Below are 11,732 nucleotides of genomic sequence, written 5' to 3' on the forward strand. Positions count from 1 at the left end.
CCCACCGTCTACACTGATCCGGCGCACCGCGGGAGGCCCCTCCCGCCCGCCGCGACCCACCCGAAAGCGAGAGCCCCGTGATCAAGCCCGACCTCGGCATCACCGTCCCCGACGAGCTCGGCTCGGTCCACTTCATCGGCATCGGCGGCTCCGGGATGAGCGGGATCGCCCGGCTGTTCCACCACGCCGGGCACCGGGTCACCGGGTCCGACGTCCGCGAGTCCCACCCCATCGAGCAGCTGCGGGAGCTCGGCGTCCCGGTCGCCATCGGCCACGACGCGGCGAACCTCGGGGACGCCGAGGCGGTCGTCGTCACCTCCGCCCTGTGGCCCGACAATCCCGAGTACCTGCTCGCGAAGGAGCGCGGCCTGCCCGTGCTGCACCGCTCGCAGGCCCTCGCCTGGCTGGTGCGCGGCAGGCGCCTGGTCGCGGTGGCCGGAGCGCACGGCAAGACCACGTCGACCGGCATGATCGTCACCGGCCTGCTCGGCGTCGACGCCGACCCCAGCTTCGTCAACGGCGGCATCATCGAGAGCCTCGGCACCTCCTCCGCCGCCGGCTCCGGCGAGGTCTTCGTCGTCGAGGCCGACGAGTCGGACGGCAGCTTCCTCCTCTACGACACCGCGGTCGCCCTCATCACGAACGTCGACCCGGACCACCTCGACCACTACGGATCGCTGGAGGCGTTCGAGGAGGCCTTCGTCACCTTCGCCTCCTCCGCGAGCGAGCTCGTCGTCATCTCCTCCGACGACCCCGGCGCCGTCCGCGTCACCGAGCGGCTGGTCGGCGGACGGGTGCTGACCTTCGGCGAGGCCGAGGGGGCAGACGTCCGCGTCGTCGACCTCGACCTCGTCGGCCCCGTCGGCTTCTCGGTCGAGTACGAGGGCAGGCGCTACTCGGCCCGCCTCCGCATCCCCGGCCGGCACAACGCGATCAACGCGGCCGGCGCGTTCGCAGTGCTGGTGGGCCTGGGCTTCGATCCGGCCGCCTCGCTCGAGGCCGTGTCGGCGTTCGGAGGCACGGAGCGCCGCTTCGAGCTGCACGGAGCGGTCCGCGGAGTCAGCGTCTACGACGACTACGCCCACCACCCCACCGAGGTGGCCGCCGCCCTCTCCGCCGCGCGCACCGTGGTCGGCGAGGGCCGCATCATCGCCGTGCACCAGCCGCACCTCTACAGCCGCACCCGCCTCTTCGCCCGCGAGTTCGCCGCGACGCTCGAGCGCTACGCCGACGAGACGATCGTCCTCGACGTCTACGGGGCGCGCGAGGATCCGGAGCCCGGAGTGACCGGAGCGCTGGTCAGCGAGAAGTTCGCCGACCCGTCGCACGTCTCGTTCGTCCCGGACTGGGCGGAGGCGGCCCGCCTCACGGCCGGCATCGCGCGCGAGGGCGACTTCGTCATCACCCTCGGCTGCGGCGACGTCTACCGGATCATCCCGCAGGTGCTCGAGTCGCTCGGCGCGAGCGAGGCCGCGCCGGTCGCACGATGACCGCGGTCCTCGCGCCCGAAGCGGGGGAGCGGCCGTGAAGCGGCCCGACGGCGGACTCCCTCCGGCGCCCGGTCGGAGCGTCCCCGCGCGCGGCGGCGAGCCGGAGCCGGACACCGAGCCGATCCGGATCGTCACCGCGATCCGCGTGGCCCCGGAGCCGGCCGAGCGCACTCCGTCGCGCGCGGGCGCGGTCCGCCGCACCCTCTCGGGCCTGCGCCTGCCCGGTGCCGAGAACCGGGCCGTCTCCCGGGCCGCCCGCGAGCGGAGGCGCTACGAGCGGGGGGAGGTCCGCCGCTTCACGAAGCGCGCGCGTCGGCGCCGCCTGATCGCCCTGGTCGTGGCCGGATCGCTCGTCGCCCTCGCCCTCATCGTCGGAGTCGCGGCCTTCTCGCCGCTCATGGCCGTGCGCACGATCGAGATCTCGGGCACCCAGCGCGTCGACGCCGCCGCCCTGCAGAGCGAGCTCGACGACCAGCTCGGCGTCCCGCTCACCCTGGTGGACCGGGACGAGGTCGGCCGCGTGCTGGGCGCGTCCCCGCTCATCCAGAGCTACTCGGTGCAGACCCGGCCGCCGAGCACCCTCGTGGTGTCGATCGTCGAGCGCACGCCCCTCGGCGTGATCGCGGCGGGGGGCCGCTTCGAGCTCGTGGACGCGGCCGGAGTTGTCATCGAGACGGCGGACTCGGCGCAGCCCGGCTACCCGGTCCTCACCACCGCGTCCGGCGACGCCTCGGGAGCCGGCTTCCGCGCGACCGCGCGGGTGCTGCGCTCCCTGCCCGCGTCGCTCGCTCCGCAGGTGACGGCCGCCACGGCCACGACCGGCGACGACGTCTCGCTCACCCTGCAGAACGGCACGGAAGTCGTCTGGGGCGGGTCGGACGAGTCGGCGCTCAAGGCCGTCGTGCTCGAGAAGCTGATGGCCGCGACCGACCCCGCCGTCGTCGGCACTTACGACGTGTCCTCGCCCCAGGCCGCCGTCGTGGCGCCCCGGCCCTGACCGGCGACGGATCCGCGCGTTCTTTCGAGCGTTGCGGGCGTGTCTGCTGGGAGCGCGACCGGACTCCGCCTACCGTCGGAGCCGAACCCCAAATGCATACTCAGCATAACTTTAAGCCTCAACTACAGGTTTAAGGTTCAGCCCGGAGGCCGGAGACGTGACTTCAAACCAGAACTACCTCGCCGTGATCAAGGTCGTCGGCATCGGCGGTGGTGGCGTCAACGCCGTCAACCGCATGATCGAGCTCGGCCTGCGCGGTGTCGAATTCATCGCGATCAACACGGACGCCCAGGCGCTCCTGCTCAGCGACGCCGACGTCAAGCTCGACGTGGGCCGCGAGCTGACCCGCGGACTCGGCGCCGGCGCCGACCCCGAGGTCGGCCGCCGCGCCGCCGAGGACCACGCCGAGGAGATCGAGGAGGTCCTCGCGGGGGCCGACATGGTCTTCGTCACCGCGGGCGAGGGCGGCGGCACCGGCACCGGCGGCGCGCCCGTCGTCGCGCGGATCGCCAAGTCGATCGGCGCCCTCACCATCGGCGTCGTGACCAAGCCCTTCGGGTTCGAGGGACGCCGTCGGCAGACGCAGGCCGAGGCCGGCGTCGCGACGCTGAAGAACGAGGTCGACACGCTCATCGTCGTCCCGAACGACCGCCTGCTCGAGATCAGCGACCGCGGCATCTCGATGCTCGAGGCCTTCGCGACCGCCGACCAGGTGCTCCTCGCCGGCGTCCAGGGCATCACCGACCTGATCACCACGCCCGGCCTGATCAACCTCGACTTCGCCGACGTGAAGTCGGTCATGCAGGGCGCGGGCTCGGCGCTGATGGGCATCGGCTCGTCGCGCGGCGCCGATCGCGCGATCAAGGCGGCTGAGCTGGCCGTCGCCTCACCGCTGCTCGAGGCCAGCATCGACGGCGCGCACGGCGTGCTCCTCTCGATCCAGGGCGGCTCGAACCTCGGCATCTTCGAGATCAACGACGCGGCGCGCCTCGTCCAGGAGGCGGTGCACGCCGAGGCGAACATCATCTTCGGTGCCGTGATCGACGACACGCTCGGCGACGAGGTGCGCGTCACCGTCATCGCCGCGGGCTTCGACGGCGGAGAGCCGGGCGGGACCGCTCAGGCCGCGATCGCCCAGCCGCGCCAGCAGCAGAGCTCGGCGAGCGAGTCGGCCGCCGAGCCCGTCCCGGCTCCCGCCGCCGCCCCTGCGGCTGGCTCGATCTGGTCGAGCACCCCCGTCGCCGCCCCGGCCCCTGTCGCCGACCCGTCCTTCGACGACGACGACAGCGACCTGGACATCCCCGACTTCCTCAAGTAGTCGTGCCGGATCCGGAGCTGGCCGCGCGCTGGGCCGAGGTCTCCGAGCGGGTCGCCGACGCGACCCGCTCGGCCGGTCGCGAGGCGTCCTCGGTCACGACCATCGTGGTGACCAAGTTCCACCCGGTGTCGCTGCTCCGCGACCTCCTCGAGCTGGGCGTCGTCGACTTCGGCGAGAACCGGCACCAGGAGGCGCAGGAGAAGTCGGCCGAGCTGGCGGGGACCGCTGCGCGCTGGCACTTCATCGGGCAGCTCCAGAGCAAGAAGGCGCGCCAGGTGCGCCGCTACGCCGACGCGGTCCACTCCGTCGACCGGCTCGCGCTCGTCCCGCTGCTGGAGGCGGGGGAGGAGCCGCTCGACGTGTTCCTGCAGGTCAACCTCACCGAGGATCCCGACCGCGGGGGAGCGTCGCCCGCCGACGTCGAGCCCCTCGCCGAGGCTCTCGCCGGGGCGCCCGGCCTCACGCTGCGCGGCGTGATGGCGGTCGCTCCGCTGGACGAGGAGCCCCGTCCGGCTTTCGCCCGGCTCCGGTCGATCTCCGACCGCGTGCGCGCCGTCGAGCCCTCCGCCACGGCGATCTCGGCGGGCATGTCGAACGACTTCGCCGAGGCGATCGCGGAGGGTGCGACACACCTGCGAATCGGATCGGCAATCACCGGAGAACGCCCCGCCCGCACCTAACCTCGTGGTGACCCACCTGTGGGAGCACACACGACACGGAGGACACCCCATGGCCAACCCGCTGAAGAAGACGATGGTCTACCTCGGACTCGCCGACGAAGAGGTCGAGTACGAGCGCGCAGAGCCCGTCGAGGCGGCCCCGGCGACGGCCCACCGCGCACCGGTCTCCCCGGTGCAGCCCGTCCCTCCCGTCGAGCCGGTGCAGCAGCCCCGCGCGACGGTCACCCCGCTCCGCAAGCCCACCCCCCAGACCCCGAAGGCGACGGCACCCGCCGAGATGAACGAGATCCTCACCGTCCACCCGAAGCAGTACCGCGACGCGCAGGTCATCGCGGAGAACTTCCGCGACGGCATCCCCGTGATCATCAACCTCTCGCAGATGAGCGATGCGGACGCCCGCCGCCTCATCGACTTCGCGAGCGGACTCTCGCAGGGCCTCTACGGCCGCATCGAGCGCGTGACGAGCAAGGTCTTCCTGCTCTCGCCGTCGCACATCACCGTCGCCGGCGACTCCGCCTCCGCCGAGAGCGACGCCGACGCGTCGTTCTTCGCGAAGTCCTGATCCCGGGGAGCCCTGGCCCCCGGTGACCTCCGTCGTCTCGCTCCTCGGGAGCGTCCTGTACTTCGTGCTGCTGCTCTACTTCTTCGCGATGTGGGCGCGGTTCGTGCTCGACCTCGTCCGCGTGATCCGACGCGACTGGCGCCCCCGCGGTGCCGGCCTCGTCGCCGCGGAGGGCGTCTACACCGTCACGGACCCGCCGATCGGCTTCTTCCGACGCCTGATCAAGCCGGTCTCGATCGGTCCGATCGCGCTCGATTTCGGCTGGAGCCTCACCATGCTCTGCGTCATCGTGGGCATGTACATCGCCACGTGGCTCCAGCGCGCCTGACCGTCCCTGTATCGTTGGCACGTCCGGACGTTCCCCGCGGTGTCAGCACTGCGCCGTGCGCCTGAAGTTGCTAGCTTTAGTCGCGCGTTGTTAAACGTGTACCTACTTGAAATCGAAGGTGGAAAGCCATGGCGCTCACTCCCGAAGACGTTGTCAACAAGCGGTTCCAGCCGACCAAGTTCCGTGAGGGATACGACCAGGACGAGGTCGACGACTTCCTCGACGAGGTCGTCGTGGAGCTCCGCCGCCTGAACCAGGAGAACGAGGAGCTTCGTCAGCGCCTCTCCTCCGGCGACAGCCGCCCCTCGGACGCCCGAGTCTCCGACGCCCCGCGCGAGAGCACTCCTGCTCCCGCCCCGGTGGTCGACGAGGCACCCGAGCCGGAGCCGCAGTCCGAGCCCGAGCCCACCCCGGCTCCCGCACCGGTCGTCGCTCCCGTCAGCTCCTCGCAGTCGGCTCCGGTCGACGAGGCCGAGAGCTCCAGCGGACTCCTGCAGCTCGCCCGCCGCCTCCACGAGGAGCACGTGCGCGAGGGTGCCGAGAAGCGCGACGCTCTCGTCGCCGAGGGCCGTGCCACGGCCGCCCGCATCGTCGCCGAGGCCGAGGCCAAGCAGCGCCAGCAGGTCGCGAAGCTCGAGGAGGAGCGCGCGACGGTCGAGCACCGCATCGACGAGCTCCGCACCTTCGAGCGCGAGTACCGCCAGAAGCTGAAGAGCTACATCGAGGGCCAGCTCCGCGACCTCGACACCCAGCCGGCGTCGACGGAGTCCTCGCTGTCGGGCTTTGGGGCGTAGTCCCGCCGCAGCGGACGTCAGGCCGAGGGTGCTCGTCACCCTCGGCCTCGTCGCGCTCGCGGTCTTCGCGATCGATCAGACCGCGAAGTTCCTGGTCACGACGAACCTGACCCTGGGCGAGGACGTCCACGTCCTCGGCGACGTCCTGATCCTGCACTACGTGAAGAACCCGGGTGCCGCCTTCTCCCTCGCGAGCGGGTCGACCTGGATCTTCTCGATCATCGCGGCGTGCGTCGTCGTCGCCGTGATCTGGTTCTCGCGCCGGATCCGCTCCACCGCGTGGGGCGTCTTCTTCGGCCTGCTGCTCGGCGGCACCCTCGGCAACCTCTTCGACCGGCTGTTCCGAGAGCCCTCCTTCGGGCTCGGACACGTCGTCGACTTCCTCTTCACGCCGTGGCTGCTCCCGGCGATCTACAACGTCGCCGACATCGCGATCTGCACGGCGATGGCGCTGTTCGTCCTCCTGAGCGTGCGGGGCGTCGGCCTCGACGGCACCCGCGAGCGCGCGGGCCGCGACGAGCAGGAGCAGGTCGTCTCCGAGGACGGCGCTCCCGCCGTCCCCGGAGCGGGCGCCCCCGCAGCGGCCTCCTCCGTCGAGGAGGCGGCCCGCGACGCCGACCGCCCCGGCGGACGCTGATGGCGCAGTCCCGAGAGCTGCCGGTCCCGGACGGGCTCGACGGCCTCCGCGTGGACGCGGCCGTCGCGAAGCTGCTCGGCTTCTCGCGCACCTTCGCGGCCGAGGTCGCCGAGGCGGGCGGAGTGAGCGCCGACGGACGGGTCCTCGACAAGAGCGACCGCGTGCGCGCCGGCACCTGGCTGAGCGTCGAGTGGAGCCCGCGCGAGGAGCCGCGGATCGTGCCGATGGCGGTCCCCGGCCTCGGCATCGTGCACGACGACGACGACATCGTGGTGATCGACAAGCCCGTCGGAGTGGCCGCGCACCCCGCCGTGGGCTGGGAGGGACCGACGGTGCTCGGCGCCCTCGCCGCCGCGGGCTTCACCGTGTCGACCTCCGGTGCGGCCGAGCGCGCGGGCATCGTGCACCGGCTCGACGCCGGCACGAGCGGCCTCATGGTCGTCGCGAAGTCCGAGCGCGCCTACACGCACCTCAAGCGCGCGTTCCACGACCGCACGGTCGAGAAGGTCTACCACGCGGTCGTGCAGGGCCACCCCGACCCGCTCGCCGGGACGATCGACGCCCCGCTCGGCCGCCACCCGTCCTCGGACTGGAAGTTCGCGGTCCTCGCCGACGGCAAGCCCTCGGTGACCCACTACGAGACGATCGAGGCCTTCCCGTTCGCCTCCCTCCTCGAGATCCACCTCGAGACCGGCCGCACCCACCAGATCCGCGTGCACATGGCCGCCCAGCGCCACCCGTGCGTCGGCGACGCCATGTACGGCGCCGATCCGACCCTCTCGAAGCGGCTCGGCCTCACCCGCCAGTGGCTCGACGCGGTCCGGCTCGGCTTCACCCACCCGGGCTCGGGGGAGTGGGTGCAGTTCGAGGCGTCCTACCCCGACGACCTGGTGCACGCCCTCGAGGTGCTGCGCGGGGAGTGATCCGCGCTCTCCCGGCCGGACCCGCGTCCGGCGCGGTTAGACTTCTTCCCGCCGTGTCCACGGGCCCTCCCGGGTCGCCGGCCATCCCTCCCCTGCCCGCAGTCCGCCGGAGGCGCATCCTTGCCGAGTAACGATTCCTTCGTCCACCTCCACGTGCACAGCGAGTACTCGATGCTCGACGGTGCAGCGCGGGTGAAGCCGCTGATCGACGCGGCGGTCGAGGAGGGCATGCCGGCCATCGCCGTGACCGACCACGGGAACGTGTTCGGCGCCTTCGACTTCTGGCGCACCGCGACGGCGGCGGGGATCAAGCCGATCATCGGCACCGAGGCCTACCTCACCCCGGGGACGCACCGCTCCGACAAGACACGCATCCGCTGGGGTGACGGCGGAGGGGACGACGTGTCCGGCTCCGGCGCGTACACCCACATGACGCTGCTCAGCTCGACCACGACGGGCATGCACAACCTCTTCCGCCTCTCCTCGCGCGCGTCGATCGAGGGCTACTACTTCAAGCCGCGCATGGACCGCGAGATCCTCTCGCAGTACTCCGAGGGCCTGATCGGCACCACGGGCTGCCCGAGCGGCGAGGTCCAGACGCGCCTGCGCCTCGGCCAGTACAAGGAGGCCCGCCAGGCGGCCGCCGACTACCGCGACATCTTCGGCAAGGAGAACTTCTTCGCCGAGATCATGGATCACGGCCTCGACATCGAGCGGCGGGTGATCGGCGACGTCATCCGGCTCGCGAAGGACCTCGACCTCCCGCTGGTCGCCACCAACGACCTGCACTACACGCACGCGCACGACGCGACCTCGCACGCGGCGCTGCTCTGCGTGCAGTCCGGGACCACCCTCGACGACCCCAAGCGCTTCAAGTTCGACGCGGACGAGTTCTACCTCAAGTCGCCGCGCGAGATGCGCCAGGTCTTCCGCGACCACCCCGAGGCCTGCGACAACACGCTCCTCATCGCGGAGCGCTGCGACGTCCAGTTCGACACCTCGGCGAACTACATGCCGCGCTTCCCGGTGCCGGAGGGCGAGACCGAGGACACCTGGTTCGTGAAGGAGGTCGAGGCCGGACTGCGCGAGCGCTACCCGGACGGCATTTCCCAGGAAGTGCGCGACCGGGCGGACTACGAGACCCGCGTCATCCTGCAGATGGGCTTCCCCGGCTACTTCCTCGTCGTCGCCGACTTCATCAACTGGTCCAAGCGCAACGGTATCCGCGTCGGTCCCGGCCGCGGCTCCGGTGCCGGCTCGATGGCGGCCTACGCGATGAAGATCACCGACCTCGATCCGCTGCGCCACGGCCTGATCTTCGAGCGCTTCCTCAACCCCGACCGCGTGTCCATGCCCGACTTCGACGTCGACTTCGACGACCGTCGCCGCGGCGAGGTCATCCGCTACGTCACCGAGAAGTACGGCGACGAGCGCGTCGCGCAGATCGTCACCTACGGCACCATCAAGGCGAAGCAGGCTCTCAAGGACGCCTCGCGCGTCCTCGGCTTCCCGTTCGGGATGGGCGAGAAGCTGACGAAGGCCATGCCGCCCGCGATCATGGGCAAGGACATCCCGCTCAGCGGCATCAACGACCCCGCCCACGCGCGCTACAAGGAAGCGCTCGACGTGCGCAACGTCATCGCCGAGGACCCGCAGGCCAAGCTGGTCTTCGACACCGCGCTCGGGCTCGAGAACCTCAAGCGCCAGTGGGGCGTGCACGCGGCCGGCGTCATCATGTCCAGCGATCCGCTGCTGGACATCATCCCGATCATGAAGCGGGAGCAGGACGGCCAGATCGTCACGCAGTTCGACTACCCCGCGTGCGAGTCGCTCGGGCTGATCAAGATGGACTTCCTGGGGCTGCGGAACCTCACGATCATCGACGACGCCCTCGACAACATCCGCGCCAACCGCGGACAGGACCTCGTGCTCGAGGACCTCGAGCTCGACGACCAGGCCGCCTACGACCTCCTCGCCCGCGGCGACACGCTCGGCGTGTTCCAGCTCGACGGCGGCCCGATGCGCGGCCTTCTCCGACTGATGAAGCCCGACAACTTCGAGGACATCTCCGCAGTCCTCGCGCTCTACCGGCCGGGCCCGATGGGCGCCGACTCCCACACCAACTACGCGCTGCGGAAGAACGGCGTGCAGGAGATCACCCCGATCCACCCGGAGCTCGAGGAGCCGCTCTCGGAGGTGCTCGGAGGGACCTACGGCCTGATCGTGTACCAGGAGCAGGTCATGTCGATCGCGCAGAAGCTAGCGGGCTTCACGCTCGCGCAGGCCGACCTGCTGCGGCGCGCGATGGGCAAGAAGAAGAAGTCCGAGCTGGACAAGCAGTTCGAGGGCTTCTCGGGCGGCATGATCGCCAACGGCTACTCGATGGAGGCCGTCAAGACCCTCTGGGACATCCTGCTGCCCTTCTCCGACTACGCCTTCAACAAGGCGCACTCGGCGGCGTACGGCGTCGTCTCCTACTGGACGGCGTACCTCAAGGCGCACTACCCCGCGGAGTACATGGCCGCGCTGCTCACCAGCGTCGGCGACTCCAAGGACAAGATGGCCGCCTACCTCAACGAGTGCCGGCGGATGGGGATCAAGGTGCTCCCGCCGGACGTCAACGAGTCGATCGGCTTCTTCACCGCCGTCGGCACCGACATCCGCTTCGGCCTCGGCGCCGTCCGCAACGTCGGCATGAACGTCGTCGAGGGCATCCGGGCCGCCCGCGAGGAGAAGGGCCGCTTCGAGACGTTCCACGACTTCCTCCGCAAGGTGCCGCTGCAGGTGACCAACAAGCGCACCATCGAGTCGCTGATCAAGGCCGGCGCCTTCGACTCGCTCGGCTCGACGCGCCGCGCCCTGGTCGAGGTGCACGAGGACGCCGTCGAGGCGGCGGTGGGGGAGAAGCGCAACGAGGCGAACGGCCAGGTCGGCTTCGACTTCGACAGCCTCTGGGACGAGCCGCAGGCCGCGATCCAGGTGCCCGAGCGGCCCGAATGGGCCAAGCGCGACAAGCTCGCCTTCGAGCGCGACATGCTCGGGCTCTACGTGTCCGACCATCCGCTCGCCGGACTCGAGACCGAGCTCGCCAAGCACTACAGCACCACGATCGCCGACCTGCTGATCTCGGAGACGATCGCCGACGGCGAGACCGTGGTCGTCGCGGGCCTCGTCACGAGCGTCCAGCACCGCATGGCCAAGGCGTCCGGCAACCAGTACGGGATGATCCAGGTCGAGGACTTCGGCGGCGAGATCACCTGCATGTTCATGGGGAAGGCCTACCAGGAGTTCGCCCCGGCGCTCACGAACGACTCCATCGTCGTCGTCAGAGGCCGCGTCAGCATGCGCGACGACGGGATGAATCTGCACGCGTTCAGCCTGTTCGCCCCCGAGATGAGCCAGGACGGCGACTCGGGACCGCTCACCGTCTCGATGCCCGAGTCGCGCGCGACCACCGACACGGTCTCGCAGCTCAGCGACGTGCTCATCCGCCACTCCGGCCAGACCGAGGTGCGCCTGAAGCTCATCAAGGGCGACACGGCCCGCGTGTTCGAGGTGCCGTTCCCCGTGCGCATCACCCCGGACCTCTTCGGCGAGCTGAAGAGCCTGCTGGGGCCGAACTGTCTGTATTGAATTCCGAGCCGGTCCCCGACCGGCTCGGCGCGGTCGGCTGGGGAGGGTGGCCGGGTTCGTGAGAGCGTCGTGCGTTCGGCTACGACGATCCGCTGGCACGCGGATCGCCGGTTCGCCGGGCCTGTGGCGAGCCGGTCCCCGACTGGCTCGGCGCGGTCGGCTGGGGAGGGTGGCCGGGTTCTCAAGGGCGCCCTGCGTACGGCTACGACGATCCGCTGACAGGGATCGCCGGTTCGCCTCGGAGGGTGCGGCGAGCGGGTGGGGGATCGGGGGCATGCGGCCGCCGGTGTCCTTCTGGTGGTCGAGTGATGGCGGAGCGGCGTATCGAGACCGGGCGAGGGTCGGGCGGGACGGTGGTCCGGCGCAGGAC

General features: G+C 70.9%; 10 protein-coding genes. All 10 read left to right on the top strand.

The features are described 5' to 3' along the window. Positions 1 to 77: 77 nt before the first annotated feature. Positions 78 to 1,490, top strand: coding sequence for a UDP-N-acetylmuramate--L-alanine ligase (murC, locus tag C5C99_RS12795; RefSeq protein WP_104261663.1), 1,413 nt, complete (start codon positions 78 to 80; stop codon positions 1,488 to 1,490). 34 nt (positions 1,491 to 1,524) lie between these two features. Next, a complete protein-coding gene (locus tag C5C99_RS12800) occupies positions 1,525 to 2,487 on the top strand; it encodes a cell division protein FtsQ/DivIB (RefSeq protein WP_104261662.1) in 963 nt (320 codons plus the stop codon). A 157-nt stretch (positions 2,488 to 2,644) separates the two neighbouring features. Further along, entirely contained in the window at positions 2,645 to 3,805 is a 1,161-nt protein-coding gene (gene ftsZ, locus C5C99_RS12805; protein WP_104222597.1) for a cell division protein FtsZ, read from the top strand. 2 nt (positions 3,806 to 3,807) lie between these two features. Then, positions 3,808 to 4,485 (top strand): YggS family pyridoxal phosphate-dependent enzyme, encoded by a 678-nt coding sequence (locus C5C99_RS12810; protein WP_104222598.1) that lies wholly within the window; start codon positions 3,808 to 3,810, stop codon positions 4,483 to 4,485. 49 nt (positions 4,486 to 4,534) lie between these two features. Continuing rightward, positions 4,535 to 5,047, top strand: coding sequence for a cell division protein SepF (locus C5C99_RS12815; RefSeq protein WP_104222599.1), 513 nt, complete (start codon positions 4,535 to 4,537; stop codon positions 5,045 to 5,047). Positions 5,048 to 5,069: 22 nt separating this feature from the next. Next, positions 5,070 to 5,375 carry a YggT family protein gene (locus C5C99_RS12820; protein WP_258059242.1) on the top strand — a complete coding sequence of 102 codons (306 nt, stop codon included), beginning with the start codon at positions 5,070 to 5,072 and terminating at the stop codon, positions 5,373 to 5,375. 128 nt (positions 5,376 to 5,503) lie between these two features. Beyond that, positions 5,504 to 6,169, top strand: a complete 666-nt coding sequence (locus tag C5C99_RS12825) for a DivIVA domain-containing protein (protein WP_104340195.1) — start codon at positions 5,504 to 5,506, stop codon at positions 6,167 to 6,169. Positions 6,170 to 6,197: 28 nt separating this feature from the next. Next, the gene (lspA, locus tag C5C99_RS12830) at positions 6,198 to 6,806 is read left to right on the top strand and encodes a signal peptidase II (protein WP_104318959.1); all 609 of its coding nucleotides are present in this window, start codon (positions 6,198 to 6,200) and stop codon (positions 6,804 to 6,806) included. Further along, positions 6,806 to 7,729, top strand: a complete 924-nt coding sequence (locus tag C5C99_RS12835; RefSeq protein ID WP_104340196.1) for an RluA family pseudouridine synthase — start codon at positions 6,806 to 6,808, stop codon at positions 7,727 to 7,729. The genes lspA and C5C99_RS12835 overlap by 1 nt, the downstream gene beginning before the upstream one ends. 171 nt (positions 7,730 to 7,900) lie before the next feature. Next, positions 7,901 to 11,362 (top strand): DNA polymerase III subunit alpha, encoded by a 3,462-nt coding sequence (gene dnaE, locus C5C99_RS12840; protein WP_244229655.1) that lies wholly within the window; start codon positions 7,901 to 7,903, stop codon positions 11,360 to 11,362. Positions 11,363 to 11,732: the final 370 nt, after the last annotated feature.

It is taken from the genome of Rathayibacter sp. AY1C4 (assembly GCF_002932195.1).
Taxonomy (GTDB): Bacteria; Actinomycetota; Actinomycetes; order Actinomycetales; family Microbacteriaceae; genus Rathayibacter.